General features: G+C 61.4%; 23 protein-coding genes. 6 read left to right on the top strand and 17 right to left on the bottom strand.

Annotated features, from left to right (window positions below; translation table 11 throughout):
- The first annotated feature begins 263 nt into the window (after positions 1-263).
- Together IE113_RS09225 and IE113_RS09220 are read left to right on the top strand one after the other, a co-directional pair.
- Positions 264-662 carry a hypothetical protein gene (locus IE113_RS09225; protein ID WP_189540646.1) on the top strand — a complete coding sequence of 133 codons (399 nt, stop codon included), beginning with the start codon at positions 264-266 and terminating at the stop codon, positions 660-662.
- Positions 663-867: 205 nt separating this feature from the next.
- Positions 868-2,952, top strand: a complete 2,085-nt coding sequence (locus IE113_RS09220; protein WP_189540644.1) for a TonB-dependent receptor — start codon at positions 868-870, stop codon at positions 2,950-2,952.
- Between the two features lie 79 nt (positions 2,953-3,031).
- Here IE113_RS09220 and IE113_RS09215 read toward each other — a convergent pair whose 3' ends face one another.
- Genes IE113_RS09215 through IE113_RS09190 form a run of 6 tightly spaced genes read right to left on the bottom strand, consistent with a single transcriptional unit; the run spans position 3,032 to position 7,280 of the window.
- Positions 3,032-3,406, bottom strand: coding sequence for a carboxymuconolactone decarboxylase family protein (locus tag IE113_RS09215; RefSeq protein WP_444544210.1), 375 nt, complete (start codon positions 3,404-3,406; stop codon positions 3,032-3,034).
- Between the two features lie 30 nt (positions 3,407-3,436).
- Positions 3,437-3,832 carry a cupin domain-containing protein gene (locus tag IE113_RS09210; RefSeq protein ID WP_101797209.1) on the bottom strand — a complete coding sequence of 132 codons (396 nt, stop codon included), beginning with the start codon at positions 3,830-3,832 and terminating at the stop codon, positions 3,437-3,439.
- Positions 3,833-3,850: 18 nt separating this feature from the next.
- On the bottom strand, positions 3,851-4,426 hold the full coding sequence (locus IE113_RS09205) for a Tll0287-like domain-containing protein (RefSeq protein WP_101797210.1): 576 nt from the start codon (positions 4,424-4,426) through the stop codon (positions 3,851-3,853).
- Positions 4,426-4,536: a cytochrome bd-I oxidase subunit CydX gene (gene cydX, locus IE113_RS09200; protein WP_101797211.1), complete on the bottom strand. Its 111-nt coding sequence runs from the start codon at positions 4,534-4,536 to the stop codon at positions 4,426-4,428. The genes IE113_RS09205 and cydX overlap by 1 nt, the downstream gene beginning before the upstream one ends.
- Before the next feature lie 12 nt (positions 4,537-4,548).
- Entirely contained in the window at positions 4,549-5,697 is a 1,149-nt protein-coding gene (gene cydB / locus IE113_RS09195; protein WP_101797212.1) for a cytochrome d ubiquinol oxidase subunit II, read from the bottom strand.
- A gap of 14 nt (positions 5,698-5,711) precedes the next feature.
- A complete protein-coding gene (locus IE113_RS09190; RefSeq protein ID WP_101797213.1) occupies positions 5,712-7,280 on the bottom strand; it encodes a cytochrome ubiquinol oxidase subunit I in 1,569 nt (522 codons plus the stop codon).
- Between the two features lie 120 nt (positions 7,281-7,400).
- On the opposite strand from IE113_RS09190, the gene IE113_RS16360 reads away from it, so the two are divergent.
- Together IE113_RS16360 and IE113_RS09180 are read left to right on the top strand one after the other, a co-directional pair.
- Positions 7,401-9,026: an ABC transporter ATP-binding protein/permease gene (locus IE113_RS16360; protein WP_101797214.1), complete on the top strand. Its 1,626-nt coding sequence runs from the start codon at positions 7,401-7,403 to the stop codon at positions 9,024-9,026.
- A 68-nt stretch (positions 9,027-9,094) separates the two neighbouring features.
- Entirely contained in the window at positions 9,095-10,621 is a 1,527-nt protein-coding gene (locus IE113_RS09180; protein WP_229822243.1) for an ATP-binding cassette domain-containing protein, read from the top strand.
- Here the strand turns inward: IE113_RS09180 and IE113_RS09175 are convergent.
- Both IE113_RS09175 and IE113_RS09170 read right to left on the bottom strand, forming a co-directional pair.
- Complete coding sequence (locus IE113_RS09175) at positions 10,611-11,003, bottom strand: ArsR/SmtB family transcription factor (protein ID WP_158241510.1); 393 nt, start codon at positions 11,001-11,003, stop codon at positions 10,611-10,613. The two genes, IE113_RS09180 and IE113_RS09175, sit on opposite strands and share 11 nt — an antisense overlap.
- On the bottom strand, positions 11,000-11,650 hold the full coding sequence (locus tag IE113_RS09170; protein ID WP_101797217.1) for a peroxiredoxin: 651 nt from the start codon (positions 11,648-11,650) through the stop codon (positions 11,000-11,002). Before IE113_RS09170 ends, IE113_RS09175 begins: the two co-directional genes overlap by 4 nt.
- 147 nt (positions 11,651-11,797) lie before the next feature.
- Here IE113_RS09170 and IE113_RS09165 point away from each other — a divergent pair, with 147 nt between their 5' ends.
- The gene (locus IE113_RS09165; protein ID WP_189540640.1) at positions 11,798-12,625 is read left to right on the top strand and encodes a TlpA disulfide reductase family protein; all 828 of its coding nucleotides are present in this window, start codon (positions 11,798-11,800) and stop codon (positions 12,623-12,625) included.
- A 128-nt stretch (positions 12,626-12,753) separates the two neighbouring features.
- On the opposite strand, the gene IE113_RS09160 is transcribed toward IE113_RS09165, so the two are convergent.
- From IE113_RS09160 to IE113_RS09120, 9 genes are read right to left on the bottom strand one after another with little or no spacing between them, the layout of a single operon-like run.
- Positions 12,754-13,248 carry a ferritin-like domain-containing protein gene (locus IE113_RS09160; protein ID WP_229822242.1) on the bottom strand — a complete coding sequence of 165 codons (495 nt, stop codon included), beginning with the start codon at positions 13,246-13,248 and terminating at the stop codon, positions 12,754-12,756.
- Positions 13,249-13,284: 36 nt separating this feature from the next.
- Positions 13,285-13,755: a potassium channel family protein gene (locus IE113_RS09155; RefSeq protein ID WP_101797219.1), complete on the bottom strand. Its 471-nt coding sequence runs from the start codon at positions 13,753-13,755 to the stop codon at positions 13,285-13,287.
- A 30-nt stretch (positions 13,756-13,785) separates the two neighbouring features.
- Complete coding sequence (locus tag IE113_RS09150; protein ID WP_144039855.1) at positions 13,786-14,547, bottom strand: hypothetical protein; 762 nt, start codon at positions 14,545-14,547, stop codon at positions 13,786-13,788.
- Positions 14,540-15,406, bottom strand: coding sequence for a class I SAM-dependent methyltransferase (locus IE113_RS09145; protein WP_189540638.1), 867 nt, complete (start codon positions 15,404-15,406; stop codon positions 14,540-14,542). Before IE113_RS09145 ends, IE113_RS09150 begins: the two co-directional genes overlap by 8 nt.
- Before the next feature lie 40 nt (positions 15,407-15,446).
- Positions 15,447-15,893 carry a thioredoxin TrxC gene (trxC, locus tag IE113_RS09140; protein ID WP_101797222.1) on the bottom strand — a complete coding sequence of 149 codons (447 nt, stop codon included), beginning with the start codon at positions 15,891-15,893 and terminating at the stop codon, positions 15,447-15,449.
- Positions 15,894-15,907: 14 nt separating this feature from the next.
- Positions 15,908-16,219 carry an ArsR/SmtB family transcription factor gene (locus IE113_RS09135; protein ID WP_101797223.1) on the bottom strand — a complete coding sequence of 104 codons (312 nt, stop codon included), beginning with the start codon at positions 16,217-16,219 and terminating at the stop codon, positions 15,908-15,910.
- Positions 16,216-19,428 (bottom strand): efflux RND transporter permease subunit, encoded by a 3,213-nt coding sequence (locus IE113_RS09130; RefSeq protein WP_189540636.1) that lies wholly within the window; start codon positions 19,426-19,428, stop codon positions 16,216-16,218. Before IE113_RS09130 ends, IE113_RS09135 begins: the two co-directional genes overlap by 4 nt.
- Positions 19,429-19,432: 4 nt before the next feature.
- Complete coding sequence (locus tag IE113_RS09125) at positions 19,433-20,446, bottom strand: efflux RND transporter periplasmic adaptor subunit (RefSeq protein ID WP_101797225.1); 1,014 nt, start codon at positions 20,444-20,446, stop codon at positions 19,433-19,435.
- 26 nt (positions 20,447-20,472) lie between these two features.
- Positions 20,473-20,805 (bottom strand): rhodanese-like domain-containing protein, encoded by a 333-nt coding sequence (locus IE113_RS09120; RefSeq protein ID WP_101797226.1) that lies wholly within the window; start codon positions 20,803-20,805, stop codon positions 20,473-20,475.
- A gap of 167 nt (positions 20,806-20,972) precedes the next feature.
- Here IE113_RS09120 and IE113_RS09115 point away from each other — a divergent pair, with 167 nt between their 5' ends.
- Positions 20,973-22,253, top strand: coding sequence for an NAD(P)/FAD-dependent oxidoreductase (locus tag IE113_RS09115; protein ID WP_189540634.1), 1,281 nt, complete (start codon positions 20,973-20,975; stop codon positions 22,251-22,253).
- Positions 22,254-22,264 lie beyond the last annotated feature (11 nt).

Raw genomic sequence — 22,264 nt, 5'->3', positions numbered from 1 at the left:
TACGTCCGTCATGTTGCCTCTCCTATCCCGATGGCTAATGCACCGTAATGCTGGTGCATTATGACACCGTTGGGGAGAGCGGCATCCACCCCATCTCTGGACCATAAGTTATTGAATTTTATTAACTGTCATAACATTTCGAATCTCATTATCGAGCATTTGGGGCTCATTTACATATCCTCTCAGAACAGGGGATGCAGTCCGCACCCAAAGTTCGGCTGAGAGGGTGACAAAGTAATAATCTTTCGCTACCGCGCCCGGCCATGAACGCATGGGTCCGAGAATCGAAAGCAGGAAAATCGCTGTTCGCGATTACCGTTCTGCTCGCACTCTCCCTGCGGATTCTGATCCCGACTGGCTTTATGCCAACGGTCAGTGCCCAAGGTCTGGTTGTAGAACTCTGCTCCGGCGTCTCCGGTAAGACAGTTACGATTGACCTTGGCAAAAAGCTTCCTAGCGAGACGCAGAAGCACGCTGCTGATAGTCCGTGCGTTTTCGCGGCGGGTTTGGGCCATGGCCTGCTCACAAGTGCTGAGCTGCCCACCATCCAGCCGTTTGTTTACGGTCTGACAATCTTTGTCGGCACGGCAATTGCAGACCTGACGATCAGTCGTCTTGCGGCACCGCCGCCGCCCTCCCAAGGCCCGCCTGCGCTGAGCTAAGCTCGCGCAGCGGACAATAGACACCTCGTTCGCTGCTGACCTGCGCTCAGGCTTTGCCTGTGCGCGTGTCTGACATCCGCTTCGGTTGGTCAGGCTTTTCAGTGAACAGGTTTCATCATCTCTGTAGATACATGGGCAAATTTGGCCGCCGTGGAGCGCGCCGTAGCGGTGTCTGCATGGAAATTAGATTGAAGAAAGAAACACAATGAAAGCTTCCTTGCTGGCAATCGCGGTGGCTCTGACAGCGCCAACCCAAGTGCTTGCTGCCGAAGGTGAAACACCTTCTGCCGAAACCATCGTAGTTACAGCCGCCAGGATCACCGCCTTACAGAAAACTGCGGCAGCTGAAGATGAACACGCTACCAGCCCGGATGGCGCCGCTTTTATTGCCCGTCAGCCAGGCGCTGCACTCGTAGACAACGGTGCTCTTTCAGGTCAGGTGCAGATGCGAGGGCTGTTCGGCGAGCGCATCGCTGTCAGGATTAATGGCCAGCATTTTGCCACAGGCGGTCCCAACGCCATGGATCCGGCAATGCATTACGCGCCTATGGCGCTAATCGATAGGGTAGAGATCGCGAGGGGCATTTCTCCGGTTCGCGATGGACCGGGCCTTGGCGGAGGGATCAACACAATCCTCAAGCAGGTTAGATTCAGCGAGGGCAATACCATGGCTCCGCAAGCCGACATCTCCGGGCAATATCGCAGCGTAGATGACAGCATTGCGCTGGGCGGCTTGGTTGGTCTTGCAAACGACACCTTCCGCATTGGCCTGATTGCATCTCGAGAAAAAGGCGATGACACGCGCTTCCCAGGCGGTCGTATCGCCACCACAGGATATGAACGCGCGGTTTATGGTGTGCATGCTGGGTTACGCGCCGGGTCTGGCGAATTGAGTTTGGAATATCGCCGGCAGGAAACCGGCCGTTCGGGCAACCCACCGTTCGCCATGGACATCATTTATTTCCACACGGACTTCGTCCGGATCGGCTTTGAAGGCGACCTGGCTGATGGCTTCCGGCTCGAAGCGCATGCAGATTATGCCGGGGTCAGCCACCGGATGAACAATTTCGAACTGCGCCCCGCACCGACTACAGCTATGACCCGTCAATCAGACACATATGCCGACACGATTGGCGCTGACATCTCGCTTCGATTTGGCTCAGCATCACGGTATGTTCGGCTAGGTGCCGATGTCGAGCTCATCGACAAGGGCTATATGCTCTACAACCCGCTTTCCACAAACTTCTTTATTCATCCTCTGGATCACGCAGAAAGTGATCGATTGGGTGCATTTGCAGAATGGCGCGGCGGCCTCGGCCCAGTCGAGGTAGAACTGGGCGCGCGGCTCGACCGGCACGGGGCGGAAACTGGTGCGCCCCGCTTTGGTCCTGGCGTACCACTCGGACCTGCCAATCTTGCCCTGGCCTTCGCTAACGCCGATCGAGACTGGTCTGGCACTACATTCGATACTTCTCTTCGGCTCTGGGCAGATTTTGGTGCGATCACTCCTCGCCTTACACTCGCACGAAAGACCCGAGCGCCAAGCCTGATCGAACGATTTTCATGGCTTCCTACCGAGGCAAGCGGAGGCCTCGCAGACGGCAACATCTATGTCGGATCACCATCGCTAAAAGCTGAAAAGGCCTGGGTCGCCGAAGCTGGCTTCGACTGGTCAAGTGCAATCGCCTACGCTCGTCCAGTGGTCTACTATCGGCGGATCGACGACTTCATCCAAGGGGTTCCCTTCGATGCGACGCCAGGCTTGGTCAACACATCGGTCGAGATGGTTGCACAGGCTAGCGGTGATGCTACGCCGCTGCGTTTTGCTAATACAGAAGCCGATATCTGGGGTGCTGACCTCGCATTCGGTGCGAAGATAGCTGGTCCGCTGCGGATCGATGGTGTTGCCAGCTACGTCAGGGGCAAGCGGCAAGACATAAACGACAACCTTTACCGTATGGTACCAGCGAATGGCAGACTGGCATTCGCATGGGAAGCGGCAAGCTGGTCCTTATCGCTTGAGGGCCAAGCTGTTACAGCTCAGAAGAAGCTATCATCCACGAATGGAGAAGCACCGAGCAAGGGGTATTTCTTGGCCAATCTTTATGGGCATTGGCTGGTACGCGATGGCCTGCGTCTGGATTTTGGCATCGAGAACTTGTTCGACCGGTACTATTTGGAACATCTCGCAGGCTACAACCGCATCAGCGGGTCCAATGTGCCGTTGGGCATGCGGCTGCCTGGTTCTGGTCGGTCGGCATTTGTGAAACTGCGCTGGGCAGTTCGTTGAAATTCGAAGAACTGGCGCCGCATTTTGTGGCGCCAGTTTTTGGCTGTATCAATTTGGCATGAATAACTTCGGGACCGCGCTAGTCCTTGCAAGAAAATTGATCAAATGCCTCAACTGCTTGCGCAGCATACATAAGGCTTGGACCGGCACCCATATAGAGCGCCATGCCCATGACCTCCATCACTTCCTCCCGAGTTGCTCCGTGCTTCACTGCCGCCTGCGAATGAAATGCAACGCAACCATCGCAACGGATAGCAACAGATATTGCAAGTGCGATTAGCTCTTTCGTTTTGGTATTGAGCACACCATCTTCCGTGGCGGCCTTAGCCATAGCCGAGAAAGCTTTCGTTACCTCAGGTGAGCCAAGTCGCACCTCTTTTATGGCGGAAGAGAGCTCACTTGCCATTGCGTTCCAGTCTTTGTGCATCGCTTTTCCCCTGATCAGGACTTCCATCATCGAATAAAGCTATAAATACGAGAGGCCTTACTCGGTCGTGCGCCCATCAAAGTGTTTGTGATCGACAGCAGCGGCGGCACAGGTTTTGTGGACCGTGCCATCAATGTGCTCTGGCGGACCATAGATAGTGTAGAGCCGCAACGGCTCCTTTCCCGTGCTGATCACGTTGTGGCGCGCGCCCTGTGGGACAACTACGCCGTCATCAGCGCTGACTTTGTTGCAGACGCCGTCGATCCAGATTTCGCCTTCGCCGCCTTCTATGCGAAAAAACTGGTCACGATCGTCGTGGACTTCCTCGCCGATCTCTTCACCGGGCTGGATGGCCATGAGGACCAGCTGGAGATTGTGGCCGGTGTAAAGCACACGCCGAAAATCGTCGTTCTCTTCCGTAAGCTTCTCGATGTTGTCGACAAAGCCCTTCATGCCATCTGCTCCTATCCGTTATTGTGCATCTTCTGCGATTGGCCAGCTTATCGCGATTGCTCCGCGCAAGTCGCCCGGCTTGAACCCGGTCGCCCGATCAAACGGGTAGAGTTCCGCTAACCTTTCACTCACATCGGGCGCGATATTAGTGCCGTGGCAGGCGGCGCAGGGCTGCTCCTTCATCGGAATCGCGCGCATATAATGCGCTTTGGCACCAGAACCCGAACCGCTGGTCCACTGCAGCGTTGACGGTTTCCCATCTGCGGTCAAAGGTGCGGCTGCCAGCTGCTCCAACCGCTTGCGCATTTCACCATCCGGCGCTGCGGCAGGGTTGCGCTCCTTCAGCGCGATCCGACGCACCTCGGCCCCGCTTTCCTTAGACAGGCTGGCGGCGATGGCCGGTGCTGCCTGCTGGCATACACCGATAGCGCCCACCGGGCCGCCGGCTTTCATCGCCTCCTGCAACTGTCCCTGAAGATCAGCCTGAAAGCGGTCGACCAGCGCTGCCGACTTGGCTGAAACATCCACCGGTTGCGGCGCAGGTGCCGCACATCCGGCGAGCCCCAGGGCCGCGCCGGCGAACATCAGGCGCATCACAAGTTAGGGTCCTCATCCAGTGGCGACTGGAATTCATGCCACATCCCGTTGATGATACCAAAGGCGAGCGCCAGGCCGAGCCCCAAGATCCATGCGAAATACCACATCGTTTTGGCTCCTTAATAGAAGTCGGGGTTAGTGCGCACGTCGCGCAGGGTCACCCGGCCGAACAGGACCTTCATCACCCAGGCGGTGTAGGTCAGAACCAGCGGCAGGAAGATCACCGTCACGATCAGCATGATCCACAGCGTCAGGTGGCTGGACGAGGCGTTCCACGCTGTCAGGCTCGATTGCGGATCGATCGAACTGGGCAGGATGAAGGGGAACATCGACAGGCCGACCGTGGCGATGATGCCGACAGTGGCCAGCGACGATCCGGCCAAGTGCAGCACATGGCTGTGGTGGCGGATACCCAGCAGCGCAACAAGCGGTCCGACCAGGCCCAGAATGGGCGCAATCACCATCCAGGGATAGCGACCGTAATTGTCAATCCACGCACCCGGAGCGGCCACGGTCTTGATGAACAGGGGGTTGGAGGGACCATTCGGATCGACCACGCCTTCCAGCCGGAAGCCCATCGCGCCATTGGCAACCCACAGGCCGCCGGCCGCAAACAGGATGACGCTGGCGATGGCTGCCACGCTGCCGATCCGCCGGGCACGGTCCAGCACGGCCCCCCGCTCGATCTTGACCGAGAGGAAGCCGGCGCCATGCATCACCACCATCGCGACCGAAAGCAGCCCGGTCATCAGCGCAAAGGGCGAGAACAGGCCCAGCAGCGAGCCCTCGTAGAAACTACGCAAGTCGCTATCGAGCCGGAACGGCGCGCCCTGCAGCACGTTGCCCACTGCCACGCCGAACACCAGCGCGGGCACGAAGCCTCCGATGAACAGCGCCCAGTCCCAGCGACTGCGCCAGGCGGCGTCCGGGCGCTTGGACCGGTACTTGAACGCCACGGGGCGCAGGATCAGGGCCGACAGCACCAGGAACATGGCGAGGTAAAAGCCGGAAAAGCTGACCGCATAGACGAACGGCCAGGCCGCAAAGATCGCCCCGCCGCCCAGGATGAACCAAACCTGGTGGCCTTCCCAGTGCGGCGCGATGGCGTTGATCGCCATGCGGCGTTCCTCGTCCGTCTTGCCGATGAAGGGCATCAGTGAGGCCACGCCGAGGTCATATCCATCAGTCAGTGCAAAGCCAATCAGCAAGGTGCCCATCAGACCCCACCAGATTACCCGGAGGGTTTCGTAGTCGAGAGGGATTTCCATTTCGTGTTCCTCCCTTATTCCGCCGGCAGCGGAGCATAGCCCGCCTGGCCGCGCGACATTTCGGGTTCATGGTGCTCTACCGGACCCTTCCGGATGGTGGCGATCATCAGGCGCACCTCGATGACAGCCAAAGTACCGTAGAGTAACGTAAAGCCGATGATCGTGGTCCAGATCTGGCTGATGGAGAGCGAGGATGCGGCAAGGAACGTCGGCAATACGCCTTCCACGGCCCAGGGTTGCCGTCCGATCTCCGCCAACATCCAACCGAACTCAATCGCGATCCACGGCAGCGGGATAATGGCGACCGCGATCTTCAAGAACCAAGGCTTGCTGAACTGACACGCCGAGGCGCAGTAGAAGGCCAACGCGAAGAACCCGATGAAGAAGAAGCCGAGCCCCGCCATGATACGGAACAGCCAGAACATCACCGGCACGTTGGGAATGGTATCCTTCGCGGCCAGCAAGATCTGCTGATCACTGGCAGCGCGCGGATCGGCCACGTGACGCTTGAGCAGCATGGCATAGCCAAGATCGGCCTTGTGCCGTTCAAACTGCTCGCGCGCGGCCATATCCGTGCGGTTGACCTTCAGCTTCTCGACCGCGTCATAAGCAACGATGCCGCTACGAATACGTTCGTCCGCCTTCAGCACCAGTTCGTTGATGCCCATGACCTCGCCGGTCAGGCTGCGGGTGGAAATCAGGCCCAGCACATAGGGGACCTTCACTTCAAAGTGCGTCTCCTGGGCTTCCATGTCCGGAATGCCGAAGATCGAGAGGCCGGCAGGGGCCTCCTCGGTGTGCCACATGGCCTCGATCGCGGCGAGCTTCATGCGCTGGTTGTCAGTCAGTGCGTAGCCGGATTCGTCACCCAGCACGACGACAGAGAGCGAGGAAGCCAGACCAAAGGCGGAGGCGACCATCATAGATCGGCGGGCCACATTGGTCCACTTGCCCTTGAGCAGATAGTAGGCGGACACGCCCATGACGAAGACCGATGCCGCGACATAGCCCGCGCTGACGGTGTGTACGAACTTGGCCTGCGCGACCGGGTTGAACAGGACCGAATAGAAATCGATCACTTCCATGCGCATGGTTTCAGGATTGAAGCGCGCACCGACCGGGTTCTGCATCCAGCCATTGGCGATGAGGATCCACAGCGCCGAAAGGTTGGAGCCGAGCGCGACGAGGAATGTGACTACCAGGTGCGCAACCTTCGACAGCTTGTCCCAGCCAAAGAACATGAGGCCCACAAACGTCGCTTCAAGGAAGAAGGCCATCAGCCCTTCGATCGCCAGCGGCGCCCCGAAAATGTCGCCAACGTAGTGCGAGTAATAAGCCCAGTTGGTCCCGAACTCGAACTCCATGGTGATGCCGGTAGCAACGCCGAGCACGAAGTTGATGCCGAACAGCTTGCCCCAGAAGCGCGTGATGGTCCGCCAGATTTCCCGGCCGGTCATCACATAGATGCTTTCCATAATGACCAGCAAGAACGACAAGCCAAGTGTCAGGGGAACAAAAAGAAAGTGATACATCGCGGTTAGCGCGAACTGGAGCCGACTAAGCTCGACAACAGCCATATCCATATGCACGCTCCTTCACCGGCCCTATTGCCGGACGGGACTCGACTCAGCGCATCCACTCAATTATTGAATTTGCGAATATGCTAACATGACACTGTCGTCAATTGTGATCTGAAAGTATCCATGCCCCTGCACCAGCCTCGATCCTCTCTCATAAGGTCGTCAAGCCTGACCGGCCAGATCGCAACACTATGGTGGCTGGGTGACACAGTAGGCGCCGTGCTGTTCGCCGGGTGTCTGGCCGCGTTTATCGCATCGTGGACAGCTGGTGGGCTTGCAAATCAGGCTTGGGGGCTGCTGGCCGGGGTAGGGTTAAGCGGATTGCTTCGCGCCGGCGCTCAGGCCTTAGCGGGGCTGAAAGGCCAACAGGCAGCCACTCATGCGAAGTCTGCATTGCGAGCCAGTGTGATGACCGCATTGCTGCCAAGCGGGCAAATGGGCGGCCGCCTGATTGGCGAGGATCTGCGCGTAGCGATCGACGACGTGGAAGCGCATGAAGGACTAATCGCCCGCTTTCAGCCGCTGCGGATGGCGGCCATGCTATCCCCGCTGATCATCGCAGCAGCGGTCGCTCTGGCCAGCTGGTTTTCGGCCCTGATCCTGCTGGCAACGCTGATCCCCTTCGGGGCGGGCATGGCGCTGGCGGGACTCGCCGGCAAAGCGGAGGCGGACCGGCAGTTCCTGGCCCTTTCACGATTGTCCGGCCTGTTCGTCGATCGCGTAGCCGCGCTTCCGGCGATCCTGGCTTTCGGGGCGGAGGATCGCGTTACGCGCCAGATCGGCGGAGCCGCCCGCGATGTTGCGGCCCGGACCATGCAGATCCTGAAAATCGCCTTCGTATCCAGCGCCATGATGGAGTTCTTCGCGGCCCTATCTGTCGCACTAGTGGCGGTCTATTGCGGCTTCTCGCTACTGGGGCTGCTACCGTTCCCGGCCCCGGAAGACCTGAGCCTTGGCGAGGCCTTCTTCGCCCTCGCGCTCGCCCCGGAATTCTATCTGGGCATGCGGCGGCTAGCGGCGGCCTACCATGACAAGCAGCAGGGTCAAGCGGCAGAACGCAGCGTGGCCGCAGCGCTAGAACAAGCTCATCGTACCACGCCGCCCGCTACAGCCCCTCTGCCCGATCGCATCGGCGAGCTCAGCACCCAAGGCCTTATGATCCGTTACGATGACGGCAATTCTATTGGCCCGATCACCGCGTCTTGGCGGGGGCCCGGCCTCCATGTCGTCACTGGCCCAACAGGGGTCGGTAAATCCTCGCTGCTCCATGCTCTGATCGGACTGGCGCCTGTATCGGGGGGGCAGATTATCCATGATGGTACGCCGGTGGCCGCGGAAGAGTTGCTGGCTCTTACCGGTTGGGCCGGGCAACGCCCTCTGCTGCTGCCAGGCACGCTGGCTGACAACCTTCAACTGGGGAACAAGAGCCTGGCACCGCAGGAACTGGCCCGGTTAACCGAGGCAAGCGGATTGTCCGCCCTGATCGCCGCGCGAGGTGAAGACCTGACGATCGATCCGCGCGGCTCCGGCCTGTCCGGCGGCGAACGGCGCCGGATCGGGCTGGTGCGCGCTATTGGCAGCGAGCGGCCAGTGCTGCTGCTCGATGAGCCGACCGCTGATCTCGACCCCGAAACCGCTGCCAAGGTCATTGCCTTACTGCAAGACACTGCCCGCAGCCGCCTGGTGATCGCGGCGACGCACGATCCGGCGCTGATTGCCTGTGCGACAAGCCGCATGGTGATGGCATGATCGAACGTCTCCTGCGCGATGCAACACGCAGGCAGCGCCGAAGCACGGTCATTGCCATCAGCCTGGCCATGGTTGCGGCGGTGGCCGGAGTAGCGCTTCTGGCCTTGTCCGGCTGGTTCCTGACCGGCGCTGCCATTGCCGGGGCGAGCGGCATCGCCAGCGTGCGCGCCTTCAACTACCTACTGCCCAGTGCCGGGATCCGGGGGCTGGCAATCGCCCGCACGCTCAGCCGCTATAGTGAGCGCTTGTACAGCCACCGGGCCGCGCTCTTTGCCCTGGCGGACTTGCGGCCTACGCTGTTTGCAAAGCTTGCAGGAACCGACCCATCCCGCGCTCTGGCCCAGTCCAGCGGTGATATGGCAGCGCGGCTTGGCTCCGATGTCGATGCGCTAGAGGACAGCGTGGTACGCAAGGTCACGGTTCCGGGTGCGCTGGCCGGAGCAGGTGCGGGCCTGATCGCGTCAAGCCTTGCAGGCTTGCCGGCGGCGCTTGCCTTGCTGGCGGGCCTTGCGGCGATGCGGCTATCCTCGCGGGTGCTGGCGCCCCGGCTGCTGACAAAGCCCCGTCAGGACCATGCTGCAGCTCTCAATCGTCTCAAGGCTGACTATACGAGTTATGCCGCCTGTTCCGGCGAAATCGCGGTCTATAACCTTGGCACGCAGGTCATCGCCGCGCTGGAGCCGCACGCCCGCGCGCTGGACGCGGCGCGCAGTGCGGTGGTCCGGGGCGAAGCGGTGATACAGGGCGCGCAATTGGTGTTGGCCGGCTTGACCGTGGCGAGCGTGCTGGCGCTTGCCGATGGCGGCGCAGCGCTGGTTGCCCTGGCAGCGCTTGCGGCGGCAGCCGCGGCGGAAAATTGGTCGGTGCTGGCCCGGACGGACATGGAGCGCCTGCGCGTGCAGGATGCCATCATCCGCCTGGAAAGCATCGCCACGCTGCCTGCCCGCGAGATCGATGCGGCTTTGTCCACTAACGGCGGGAGCATTGCCCTCACCATCGAGGGTCAATCCTATGTCGTGCCGCCGGGCGGGCGCCTGCTGATTGGCGGGCCTTCGGGGTCAGGCAAGTCGCGCCTGCTGGGCACGCTCATCGGCTTGCGCAGCGATGCGCCGGAGGGCCTGGCCGTGGACGGGCAGGGCGTTCGCACCCTGGGGCTAGCAGGCCTGCGCCCGCTCTTTGCCTACGCTGCGCAGGATGCCGGACTGATTGCCGGCACCGTCGCGGACAATCTGCGCCTGGCCCGCCAGGGCATTAGCGAGCCGGAAATGTGGGCTGCGCTGGAAACCGCTTGCCTTGCTGAAACGGTCCGCAACCTTCCCGAAGGGCTTACTCAGTGGCTCGGCGACAATGGCGCGCGCTTGTCGGGCGGCCAGCGCAAGCGTTTGGTGCTGGCCCGTGCGCTGCTAGCGGGCAAACCCTGGCTCGTGCTCGATGAGCCGAGTGAGGGCCTGGATCCCGAAACGGAGCACGCGCTGTATCAGCGCTTGTCCGCCTGGCTGGACCGCACCGAAACTGGATTGGTGTTGGTCAGCCACCGCAGCGGACTGCACGCGCTCGCTCGTCAGGTGGTCACGCTCGTCCCTGTCAGCGCGTAACGCGGCTGACACGGGCAAACATGGCCGCGCCGAGCCGGGCGTTACCGAAGCCAATATTCTCCTTCGGAACATTCACCTCGCCTGCGGGAACCAAGTCATCAAGAACGGCTCGGGCCACTTTCATCTGATCGGCATCAATCGTGTAGAACACCTGCTTGGCTTCACGCCGCGAAGAGACCAGCGCCGCCTTGCGCAGTATCGCCAGTTGCTGACTGAGCACAGAGAGACCAAGCCCCGTGCGCTCCGCGATGTCGCCCACCGAGCGCTCGCCCCCGGTCAACTCCTTGAGAACCGCAAGGCGCATCGGGTGGCCGAGCACGCGCAGCAGTTCAGCCTGCTCCTCGGTGCTGGTCGCAGTCTGGGAAGTGTCAGGCGCCATCATGACTGCTGGTCCGTAACTGGACGATAGAACCATTCCGTCGCCTTGTCGGCGGCCAGGGCGTCGTCCTTGCTGAACCCCGGCGGCGCCAGCAACCGATCGCCCGGCTGCCAGCCTTCAGGCGCCAGACATTGCCCATCTTCCGTACGCTGGAGTGCAGTAACGATCCTCAAGATCTCATCAACCGAACGCCCAACGGCCATCGGATACCAGTTCATCGCGCGGACAATGCCTGCCGGATCGATGAAATAGGCTGCACGCACTGATGCTGCATTATGTGCTTCGGCTGAAACCATGCCAAAGGCGCGCGCGATCTCGAGGTTGGGATCCTCGACGATGGGAAACGGCACAGTGACGCCCAAGTCGTCATGCAAGGCGCGGATCCAGGCGAGATGGGAAAACAAGCTGTCGACCGAATGGCCAAGCAGACTGCAACCCAAAGCCTCGAAGCGGTCAAAGGTACGGGCGAAAGCCACGAATTCACTGGTGCAGACCGGGGTGAAGTCGCCAGGGTGCGAGAAGAACACCAGCCAGCGGCCGCGATAGTCGGACAGGCGAACCATTCCTTCGGTCGAACGAGCAACGAAATCCGGCGCGGCTTCGCCAATGCGTACCGGGGCGTAACAAGCCTTACCGTCACTATCGTCCATATTCCCCTCCTGATCCGCCCCTGTTTGATCGTTTTAGATAAATGTTGCATTCATGGCAATGTTCCCGCTCTGGACAATCGGGGAAGCGTTCCTGCTAGACGTGGCAGTTACAACGTCATTGATATTCGTCATGATCGGCAAAGCACCTTGAACCCGGACACCATCATCCAGATTGGCCCGCTAGCACTGGCGCTGGACCGCCTCTTGGCAGTGGGCCTGATGCTCGCTTTCCTGACGGCACTGGACTGGATCGCGCGCCGCTATCGCGTGGCTGCCTGGCAACCGGCAGGCCTGGCCCTGCTGGCGGGCATCATCGCCGCACGGGCTGGCCACGTCTGGCAGTATCGCGAAAGCTATGCGCTGGAGCCGGTCGCGGCTCTGCAGGCATGGCTGGGCGGTTGGGACTGGCGTGCCGGCGTGGCAGCCGCCGGACTGGTGGTAATCGTGACCTTGCGCCAAAGCAGACCGGTACTAGCCGGGCTGGGTGTGCTGGCCGGCCTGGCTCTAGCTTGGGCCGGCTTCCTAGCTGCCGGAGAGAGCAAATCGTCGCTCCGCCTGCCGCAGGCCCTGACCCTGGAGCGGGTTACAGCGGAGCCCGGCGTTTCGCCGCACTGGCAGATTGGAGACCTGCGGGGGCGGCCCATCGTGCTGAACCTATGGGCCACCTGGTGCCCACCCTGCCGCCGCGAAATGCCGATGCTGACGCGGGCGGCCGCAACGGAGCGCCGGGCCGAAATCCTGCTGGTGAACCAGGGCGAAACGTCCGCCCAGATCAGGGTTTTCCTGCGCGCTCAAGGGCTTGATCCTGCCCATGTCGCCAGCGATCCGTCAGGGCTGCTGAGCGAGATGACTGGCGCCGGAGCGCTGCCGACGACCCTGTTCATTGCCAGCGATGGCACGGTCCGCCAGGTCCACACGGGCGAGATTACCCGCGTTCAGCTCGACATTGCGATCCGGGCGCTGGAACGGCCGTAACCTTAGCCCCTTTACGCAAGAGCCGGGACATTGCGGTCTGGCGACTAGCATCGCATCAAAGCCTGCCCGATCGGCCTACTGCAGAGGCCGCATCTTGCTCCAGCTGGGGAGGCGATGCTGCCGCGTGATCAGGTCGAGCATCCGCCGCGAGGGCCCCGACCCCGACCATGTCGACCCTGACTTCCCTGTCCATCTCTGGCGCCGCCACTTCCGCCCCCGCCGTTCTCACGTTCAAGGCAGCGGCGAAACGCCGGTAAGTGATTATCTCGCGATGCATCCTGCAGGTTCTGCAGGACATGCCGGACGGAAGCGTCGGCGATGGCGGGTAGCAGCCGATCATAAAGGGCGATGTTCTCGACCTCGGCCTCGATGGCCATACGGCAAGCCTCTGCCAGCGTAGCAGGGGCCATGCCCTTGCCTTGCCATTGATTGGCCGGGATCGCGAAACCTAGGCGTGTCATCTGCCGCTCAATCGCTGCGGAATGGCGCCGTTCGGCCTCGATGATGTTGATGAAGGGCCTGACCTCGCCAAATTTCTCAATGACGGCACCATAAGTCGCCTCAGCCTTGCGCTCGTCGTCTAGCGCTTCCAGCAAGACAGCTTCCAGATTGATGTTAGGCATGCTGGCACTCCTTGGAGACCTGAGTGAGCCGCGCGTTCATCGCCCATCACGGCCAATTTTGCGCTTGGGCCTGGGCCCATGCTGGGTCCAGAATTCCTGCATGACAAGATAGGTGAAAGACACTGACCAGCCGATCAGCCCGAAGCCCGTCAGGGATTCAAAACCGACCACGATGCGATAGGCACCATGCGGGAACAGGTCGCCAATGCCCAGCGTCGTGAAGCTGGTGATCGAGAAGTAGAAATAATCGACCGCGCTTCGGGAAAAGTGGCCCGCGATCTCGCCCAGCTGAGGAAAAGGCTGCATCAACCGGTACGTAACCGCAAAGATAACGATCTCGGCCAGGTGAGCGAGAAAAACTGCCGCGATCACCACCAGGACCTTGGGTCGCGGCGGAATGGTCAGCCGGGGAATGAACAGCGAGGTGAGGCGCAGCGCCTCATAGTGGACGATGACGCACAATCCCACGGTCGCAAAGGCAATCAGCAGGGCCCAGAACAGGATCATGGCAGCAAAGGCCTTTCCTTGCGGTGGAGATCAGGGAACCTGGACTTCGATCCGTCCCAACCCCGAACTTCCGGTAACCCTGTTGCGCGCGAACAGGACGAGGGTGTAGCGCCCGCTCGCCTGCAGCGGGAGCGTCCGGGCGAAGCCACCCGGCGATGACACGAATGCAAGTTCCGCCCTGCGAAGCTGCTGACCACCCTGCCAGAGGCTTGCCTCAACCTCGTAATCGGCAGAGTCCCATAGGCCGCCAGGGGTCAGCGGACAACCGCACATCGGCTCGACCTTCGCCGTAATCCGCAAGCCCTCTGGCTCAATGCTGGCCGTGGGAGTCACAGCAAGGCCGGGCAATTCGATGCTCCACCCATCGCCGGTGGTCATCGGCACTCCGGGCATCATCCAGCGCTGCGCAGTAACCTTGACGGCTGAACCTGGGCGGCCAAGCGCGCCCTTGACCTCCAGTTCGACCAAAGTTGGCCTGACGAGATCCAGCGTTGCGTAAAAGGCGGCTGCATCGTCCGTCGCGCGCAGCGGACTGCGGCCGGTCGACTGCATGATCCGATCCGTATCGCCGGTGCCGCCTGCCGTTATGCCCTCGGCGAGAATGCGCCCGCTCTCCGCATCGCGCAGGATCACCTGCGCCCCGCCGGTACTATCGCCAACGAACTTGGCGTCTTGGCTGATGACCCGCACCGTAACCGGTGTGGGTTCAGACAATGCCGGTGCGGCAAAAAGCAGGACTGCTGGCAGGCACGCGCCCCATAGACGTATGGCAAAGCCGCGATTGTCAGGCATTGGCGCTGACTAGCCAGATGGCATAACCCATCATCACCCCTTCGCCTGGGCGATAGTATTTGGTGTAAAGTGATGTCAGCTCCGCGGCAGCCGCCTCCTGGACCACCGGTGGGTAATCGAGCAGCGCCTGTCCAAAGGCGAGCGCGTGGCGCACGAAGGCTTGCGCCTGTTCCGGCGTGGCGCCTGGACCGCCGACGGGCAGCTCACCCTTGGCCGCAACGATGTTCACATTGCTGAAGCCTGCCGCAATCAGCGTTTCTTCCATGTAATCGTGCTCTTCAAAGGTAAACGGCCCTGGCGCGCGCGGCACGGGCGCGGGCATTTCGACATGACGGCGGGCGACGGCCATGCCTTCGAGCATCCATGGATTCTGCTGCGGCGGCCCCCAGACGGCAAGATCGAGCCGTCCACCCGGCTTCAGCAAACCGCGCAGGTTTGCGAAGGCCGAGACCGGCTCGGAAAAGAACATCGAGCCAAAGCGCGAACACAGCCGGTCGAACGGCGCCTCGGGTACGGCAACGGTCGCCGCATCGGCGCAGATGAAGCGCGCATTGGCAATTCCGGCAGCCGCCGCACGGCGCGTCGTGGCAGCGGCAAGGTCAGGAGAAATATCGATGCCAACGACTTCCCCTTCCGGGGTGACGGCCTTGGCAATGGCAAGGCTGGTCGCCCCGCCGCCAAAACCGATGTCCACCACGCGTTCTCCCGGCTGATAGGCGGCATGGGCCAGCAGCGCCGCGCCGGCCGGAGCAATCGTGCTTTCAAAGCCCGTGAGGTTGGCGAGCCAGCGCGCCCCCATTTCGCCGGCCCAGTCTTCATACTTGAGGGCATCGCCATGGTGTTCGGAGGAAGTGGTCATCGCAGAAATCCCTGAATTAAAGTCCAATAGGCCGAGTGCTTCACAACGCTCCAATAATGCGCTGCGCCCACGTTACGATAGCTGCGTGCGACATGGCTCCCGACTGACGGGCTATCTCGCGTCCTTTGTGAATCATGATGAGCGTAGGGATCGAGCGGATCCCGAAGCGTCCGGCAATAGCTTGCTCAGCCTCGGTATCCAGTTTACCAAGCCGGACTTGTGGTTCCAGCTGTGCTGCAGCTGCTTCAAACGCGGGCGCCATCTGGCAGCAAGGCCCGCACCAGGAAGCCCAGAAATCAACCAGTAGTGGGATATCGCTGCGGGTTGCATGAGCATCAAAATTTGTCGCCCCAAGGGTGACCGGATGGCCGTTGAACAGAGGGCCCGAGCATCGACCGCACTTGCCGTTCGCGGCGATTTTGTCGCGTGGCACGCGGTTGGCTGTCGTACAGTTCGGGCAGATGATCAGGAGCGGTTCGATTGCCATTTTTCCTGACACCCTTACCGAACCGTTTCCCCGCAAAGATCACAGAGCGCATGAATAATGGCCCGGACGGTCGGATCGTTAAGACTATAAAACCGCGTCTGGGCCTCGCCGCGGATAGTGACGACATTCTCATCTCGCAGCATGGCAAGATGCTGCGACACCGATGACTGTGACAGGCCTGATAGCTCAACCAGCTCACCAACAGACACTTCGCCCTCATCCATCCGGCACAACATCAGAAGTCGCTCTGGATGGCTCATTAGTTTCATGCGCGAGGCCATTGCGGCAGCGTTGGCTTTGAGTTCGGAAAGGTCAGCGGGCTTCATTGGGTTTCTTCCGTGTAGGCAATTCCGTCGTCGCGCAGCAGCACGTAAATGGCGGGGATCACTAGGACCGTCAGCAGCGTCGAACTGGCAAGACCGAACAGCAGCGAGATCGCCAAACCCTGGAAAATCGGGTCGGTCAGGATGACCGCCGCCCCGATCATCGCCGCTGCGGCAGTTAGCACGATCGGTTTGAACCGGATCATCCCGGCCTCAAGCAGGGTTTCGCGCAGTGACTTGTCCGCCGAGCGGGTGTGGCGAATGAAATCGACCAGCAGGATCGAATTGCGCACGATGATCCCGGCTAGGGCGATGAATCCGATCATGCTGGTGGCGGTAAAGGGCGCCTGGAACAGCATGTGGCCAAGGACGATGCCGACAAGGGTCAGCGGAACCGGGGTCAGGATTACCAGCGGCAGGGTGAAGCTGCGGAACTGGCCGACGACGAGGACATAGATGCCTAGCAGTGCGACCATGAAGGCCGCGCCCATGTCGCGGAACGTCACCCAGGTGATTTCCCATTCGCCATCCCACAGCAGCTTGGGCTTGCTTTCGTCAGCGGGCTGGCCGTTGAGCAGGACCTCGGGCTTGAACAGCCCAGCCGCCTTCCAGTCAAAGCCGTCCACCGCGTCGTTGACCGCCAGCATGCCATAGATGGGCGCTTCGTAGCGACCGGCCAGCTCTGCCGTGACCATGGCCGCACCGCGCCCGTCGCGGCGGAAAATCGCCGGGCTGCCAGGTTCGATGCTCGCCGTGACCAGATCGCCCAGGGCAATCAACTGACCTGTGGGCGTTGCAGCAACCGGGGTTGCGGCGAGGGTGGCCGACCACTGGCGCTGCGCCTGATCGAGGGCAATTTCGATCGGCAGCGGTTCCCGCTCATTGCCGCCGCGCGGAGCATAGCCGATGACCTGGGTGCCCATCAGCGCGCCGATGGAATCGAACAGGTGCCGCTCGGACAGGCCATACTGGTCAAGCTTGGCCCTATCAGGCACGAGGCGGAGCACGGGTCGGGGCTGGCCAAAGCTGTTGTCCACGTCAACCACGAAGGGCACCGAGCGGAACAGCTTTTCCACCTGGGCCGCAGTCTTCTGGCGCGTTGCTTCGTCTGGGCCGTAAATCTCGGCAAGAAGCGTGGCGAGCACCGGCGGGCCCGGCGGGGTTTCCACCACCTTCAGCGACGTTCCTGCGGGCAGAGGAAGGCTCTTCAGCCGTTCGCGCAGATCAACGGCGATGTCATGGCTGGCTCGCGAGCGATCGCCCTTGGGCAGCAGGGTGACCATCAGGTCGCCCATTTCCGGCTGGTTGCGCAGGAAATAGTGCCGCACCAGCCCGTTGAAATTGAACGGAGCCGAAGCGCCGGCATAGGCTTCCATCGAAACGACTTCAGGCAGTTGCCGAGCAACCGCTGCGGCCTGCTCCAGCACCCGCGAAGTGGCCTCAAGGCTGGTGCCTTCGGGCAGGTCGGCAACGATCTGCACTTCGCTCTTGTTGTCGAACGGCAGCAGCTTCACCGTGACTGCCTTGAAGTAGAACATCGAGCAGGCAACCAGCGTCGCCACGCCGACACCGATCAGGAACCGCTTGGCTCCTTCCCGCGTGGCAATCACTTTCAGCGCATAGTGCTTGTACAGCGCGCCCAGCTTGCCGCCGTGGGCATCATGGCCATGGGTCAGAGCTTTGCGCGCAAAGCGGATCATCAACCAGGGGGCAATGATCACCGCCACGAAGAACGAGAAGATCATGGCTGCCGAAGCATTGATCGGGATCGGCGCCATATAGGGGCCCATCAGGCCCGAGACGAACAGCATCGGCAGCAGCGCCGCGACCACGGTCAGGGTGGCGATGATCGTCGGGTTGCCCACTTCGGCCACGGCTTCCACTGCGGCGTCGATCCGGCTCCGCTTATCCCCCATGGCCCAATGGCGGGCGATGTTCTCGATCATGACGATGGCATCATCGACCAGAATGCCGATGGAAAAGATCAGGGCGAACAGGCTGACGCGGTTGATGGTAAAGCCCATCACGTTCGAAGCGAACATGGTCAGCATGATCGTTGTCGGGATGACGATTGCGGTAACGCCTGCCTCGCGCCAGCCGATGGCAAAGCCGATCAGGGCCACGATGGATACCGTGGCCAAGGCAAGGTGGAAGATCAGCTCATTGGCTTTTTCATTGGCGGTTTCGCCATAGTTGCGAGTCACCGCAACTTCGACCCCAGCGGGGATGAGACTGCCTTTCAGGCCTTCGACGCGTTCGACCACCTGTTCCGATACGGTCACGGCATTGGCCCCGGCACGCTTGGCAATGGCCAGGCTGACGGCGGGTGCCATGTTCCACTGGCCCTTGTCGTCCTTGGCCCAGCGCCATGACCGGGCCTGGTCCTGCGTGGGGGCCTGCTCGACCCGGGCAATATCGGACAGCAGCACCGGCGCGCCGCGGGCGCTACGGACCTGAATGTTCGCCAGTTCCTGCGCGTCACCCAGGCTATGTCCGGCAACGACCAAGGTTGCCTGACCTGCCTCGCGCACGTTGCCGACCGGGAAGGCGCGGTTGGCCTGGGTCACGGCTTCGATCAGATTGCCCAGCGGCACGCCATAGGTCGCCAGCTTGCCCGGATCAGGCACCACGCGCAGGGCCATGCGCTGGCCCCCGGTCAGGAAGGTGAGGCCGACATCATCAACCTTGGCCATTTCGGTGCGCAGCTTACCGGCCAGTTCGGCCAGAGCCTGATCGTTCCATTGCCCTGCCGCCCCCGGCTTCGGGGTCAATGTCAGGACGACAATCGGCACATCGTTGATCCCCCGCACGGTGACTTGCGGGAATGGTATCCCGGCCGGAATGCGGTGCTTGTTCGCCTCGATCTTTTCATTGATGCGGATCGCGGCATCTTCCGGGTTGGAACCGACCAGAAAGCGGGCGGTGACCATCACGCCGTGATCCTGCGCCTGGGTATAGACGTGCTCCACGCCGTCCACACTGCGCACGATGGTCTCAAGCGGCTTGGCCACCAGTTCTACCGCATCGGCTGCGGCCAGACCGGGTGCCTGGACCATGATGTCGACCATCGGCACCTTGATCTGCGGCTCTTCCTCGCGAGGGATCGAGATGGTCGCGATCAGGCCGACGATGATCGCGGCAAGCAGAAACAACGGCGTCAGCGGCGACTGGATCGTCGCCCGGGTCAGCTTGCCCGAAATGCCCAGGTCCATTGGTTCAGCCCCCCTTGGCCGGCGCGATCAGCGTATCGCCCGCAGCAACGCCCGAAAGCAGTTCTACCTTACCGGTTTCCGCCGAGGGGGCGGTCTGGACCGGAACCTGCGCCGCGCTGCCGTCCTTGGCGAGAACCGTAACGTAATCGATGCCATAGCGGCTGGTGACATAGCTGGCCGGAACCAGCAGGGCCTTGCGGCTGCCGGTTTCGACCTTGGCCGCCACGCGGCGCCCGATCGTGCTGTTGTCGATGCCGGGCATGTCGACATCGGCGATGACCTGACCCGCAGTGATCGCTGGATAGACTTTCACCACGCGGCCAGACCTTCCGTCAGCCATGACCTGCGCACCGGGGCGGACCTTATCGGCCAGCGATTCCGGCATGGTCAGGCGCACGATGGTGGGGCCAGCAGTGATTACGGCGATGGGCATGCCCGGAGCAACCGGAGAACCCGCGGGGACATCGGCGCGCAGCACCCGGCCATCGGTCGGCGCGACAACCTCGCCTTGTCCGGCAACAGCGCCTACGGCGGCTTGCTGGGCGCGTGCCGCGCGGACCTGGGCCTGCGCAGCCGAAGCTGCGGCCTGCGCCTGTTCCAGCCGCGCCTTGGCATAGACGCCGTTCTGGTGAAGGAAGCGCACGCGCTCCAACTCGGCTGCCGCCTGGGCGGCCTGCGCCTGTGCCGCAGCGGCTTGGGCGCCATAGGCTCCGGACTGATAGCCAAGCTGGCTGTCGACGATCCGTCCGATCACCTGCCCCTTGCGCACCATATCCCCCTCACGCACGGAGAGGGAGGTGAGGATGCCGGGTATCCGGGCAAGGACCTGCGCCTGATCGACCGTGGCAATCTCTGCCGCCACGTCTTGCCACGCAGCCGCATCGGTGGAGGCCAGAACCAGTCGCGGACCGGCGGGGGCTTTTTGAACCGCGGCGGTTTCTTCGCCAGAGCTGCAGCCTGCCAGAGGCAAGGCCAGCAGCAGACCGATTGCCGCAATCCCGTTCAGTTTGATTCGCATGTTGCAAGCCCCGCCCAAATTCTTGTTTATCGTTCGACCGGAAGGCCAGCCGAGGTCCAAGCCCCGAAGCCACCGGCGAGGTGAGTATCAACTGCCTCTTGCGCGACACTACATTTATCCAAGGCCATACCGGACCTTCTACCTCCAAGGCAGGTAAGGACGATGGCCTTGCCGCCACTCGGCGGAAGCTTGCTCGGCTGAAAAGTGGAAAGTGGCATATTTACGGAGCCAGGAATGTGGCCATCAGCAAACTCACTAGCCTCACGAACATCTACCACTAAAGCTTCGCCTTTGCCTAGCATTTCGGCGAGCTGTTTAGCGTTGATTTCCTTGTGCTTTGACTTTCCAAAACCAAACATGTTGCGACACTCCTGTCGATGGTGATCCGAGCCCAAGGGCCAAGACGCTCACTTTATGACTTGTACATATCGTACGACTCTTATATAAGTCAATGCCGATATCATACTCGCGCCAGTCTAGTCCCGCAGGGTCATTACAAACTGGGGGGGTCGATGGGAGAAAACTGATGGCGTTGCCGAAGATTGTTATTTTGGGAGCAGGGCTGGGTGGCACGATTGCTGCCTATGAGATTCGCGACGCCGTAAAAGGCAAGGCCGAGGTCATGGTGGTCAACGACCAGGATGATTACTGGTTTGTGCCGTCCAACCCGTGGGTAGCAGTACGCTGGCGGGAACCTGATGCGATCAAGGTCCACCTTCCGCCGATCATGGAAAAGAAGGGCATCGGCTTTACCTCAATCGGAGCAAAGCGCGTTCACCCTTCCGAGAACCGGATCGAGCTGAACGATGGAACCTCGCTCGACTATGACTACCTCGTAATCGCCACGGGCCCGGAACTGGCCTTTGACGAGGTCGAAGGATTGGGACCGGATGGCTTTACACAGTCAGTTTGTCGCACGGATCACGCGGCACATGCGGCCGACGCCTTTGACCGGTTCTGCGAGGCCCCGAAGCCAATCATTATTGGCGCCGCGCAAGGGGCATCGTGCTATGGCCCGGCTTACGAATTTGCACTGATCCTCGACACCGAATTGCGCCGGCGCAAGATCCGTGACCGGGTGCCGATGACATATGTCAGTCCAGAGCCCTATGTTGGCCACCTCGGACTCGACGGGGTGGGCGATACCAAGTCCCTGCTCGAAAGTGAGTTGCGCAATCGGCACATCAAGTGGATCACCAATGCTCGCATCGCCAAGGTTGAAGAGGGCACTATGCACGTCGAAGAGGTGTCAGAAGACGGCTCCCTCAAGGCTGAACATGCGCTGCCGTTTGGCTATTCGATGATCCTGCCCGCATTTCGCGGAATCGCGGCGGTCCACGGGATCGAAGGCCTGACCAACCCGCGCGGCTTCATCCTGGCTGACAAGCATCAGCGCAACCCGACCTTCAAGAACGTCTATTCACTGGGCGTTTGCGTGGCGATCCCACCGGTTGGTCCCACACCGGTTCCGGTCGGCGTACCCAAGACCGGCTTCATGATCGAATCGATGGTCACCGCCATCGCGGCCAACCTTGCGCTCGAACTGGCTGGCAAGGAACCGGCCGAAGAAGCGACCTGGAACGCCGTCTGCCTCGCCGACTTTGGTGATGGCGGCGTTGCCTTTGTCGCTCAGCCGCAGATCCCCCCGCGCAATGTGAACTGGGCATCTAGCGGCAAGTGGGTCCACCTGGCCAAGATCGGATTCGAGAAATACTTCCTCCACAAGGTCCGCCGCGGCACCAGTGAACCATTCTACGAAAAACTTGCGATGCACGCTCTGGGTATCCGCAAGCTCCGCTTCAAATAAGGAGATAGGGA

The organism is Novosphingobium arvoryzae, from assembly GCF_014652615.1.
In the GTDB taxonomy this organism is placed as follows: domain Bacteria; phylum Pseudomonadota; class Alphaproteobacteria; order Sphingomonadales; family Sphingomonadaceae; genus Novosphingobium; species Novosphingobium arvoryzae.
Note: the sequence above shows the minus strand (reverse complement) of the source record. Positions and strands in the feature narration are given on the sequence as shown.

Excerpts from the sequence above, each read along its gene's own strand:
- IE113_RS09130 (WP_189540636.1), bottom strand. The coding sequence starts at position 19,428 with ATGGACCTGGGCATTTCGGGCAAGCTGACCCGGGCGACGATCCAGTCG.
- IE113_RS09120 (WP_101797226.1), bottom strand. The coding sequence starts at position 20,805 with ATGTTTGGTTTTGGAAAGTCAAAGCACAAGGAAATCAACGCTAAACAG.
- IE113_RS09170 (WP_101797217.1), bottom strand. The coding sequence starts at position 11,650 with ATGGACGATAGTGACGGTAAGGCTTGTTACGCCCCGGTACGCATTGGC.
- IE113_RS09205 (WP_101797210.1), bottom strand. The coding sequence starts at position 4,426 with ATGCGCCTGATGTTCGCCGGCGCGGCCCTGGGGCTCGCCGGATGTGCG.
- IE113_RS09190 (WP_101797213.1), bottom strand. The coding sequence starts at position 7,280 with ATGGATATGGCTGTTGTCGAGCTTAGTCGGCTCCAGTTCGCGCTAACC.
- IE113_RS09210 (WP_101797209.1), bottom strand. The coding sequence starts at position 3,832 with ATGAAGGGCTTTGTCGACAACATCGAGAAGCTTACGGAAGAGAACGAC.
- IE113_RS09175 (WP_158241510.1), bottom strand. The coding sequence starts at position 11,003 with ATGATGGCGCCTGACACTTCCCAGACTGCGACCAGCACCGAGGAGCAG.
- IE113_RS09115 (WP_189540634.1), top strand. The coding sequence starts at position 20,973 with ATGGCGTTGCCGAAGATTGTTATTTTGGGAGCAGGGCTGGGTGGCACG.
- IE113_RS09150 (WP_144039855.1), bottom strand. The coding sequence starts at position 14,547 with ATGCCTGACAATCGCGGCTTTGCCATACGTCTATGGGGCGCGTGCCTG.
- IE113_RS09160 (WP_229822242.1), bottom strand. The coding sequence starts at position 13,248 with ATGCCTAACATCAATCTGGAAGCTGTCTTGCTGGAAGCGCTAGACGAC.
- cydX (WP_101797211.1), bottom strand. The coding sequence starts at position 4,536 with ATGTGGTATTTCGCATGGATCTTGGGGCTCGGCCTGGCGCTCGCCTTT.
- IE113_RS09225 (WP_189540646.1), top strand. The coding sequence starts at position 264 with ATGAACGCATGGGTCCGAGAATCGAAAGCAGGAAAATCGCTGTTCGCG.
- IE113_RS09155 (WP_101797219.1), bottom strand. The coding sequence starts at position 13,755 with ATGATCCTGTTCTGGGCCCTGCTGATTGCCTTTGCGACCGTGGGATTG.
- IE113_RS09180 (WP_229822243.1), top strand. The coding sequence starts at position 9,095 with ATGGTTGCGGCGGTGGCCGGAGTAGCGCTTCTGGCCTTGTCCGGCTGG.
- IE113_RS09145 (WP_189540638.1), bottom strand. The coding sequence starts at position 15,406 with ATGACCACTTCCTCCGAACACCATGGCGATGCCCTCAAGTATGAAGAC.
- IE113_RS09125 (WP_101797225.1), bottom strand. The coding sequence starts at position 20,446 with ATGCGAATCAAACTGAACGGGATTGCGGCAATCGGTCTGCTGCTGGCC.
- cydB (WP_101797212.1), bottom strand. The coding sequence starts at position 5,697 with ATGGAAATCCCTCTCGACTACGAAACCCTCCGGGTAATCTGGTGGGGT.
- IE113_RS09220 (WP_189540644.1), top strand. The coding sequence starts at position 868 with ATGAAAGCTTCCTTGCTGGCAATCGCGGTGGCTCTGACAGCGCCAACC.
- IE113_RS16360 (WP_101797214.1), top strand. The coding sequence starts at position 7,401 with ATGCCCCTGCACCAGCCTCGATCCTCTCTCATAAGGTCGTCAAGCCTG.
- IE113_RS09215 (WP_444544210.1), bottom strand. The coding sequence starts at position 3,406 with ATGGAAGTCCTGATCAGGGGAAAAGCGATGCACAAAGACTGGAACGCA.
- IE113_RS09135 (WP_101797223.1), bottom strand. The coding sequence starts at position 16,219 with ATGAAGCCCGCTGACCTTTCCGAACTCAAAGCCAACGCTGCCGCAATG.
- trxC (WP_101797222.1), bottom strand. The coding sequence starts at position 15,893 with ATGGCAATCGAACCGCTCCTGATCATCTGCCCGAACTGTACGACAGCC.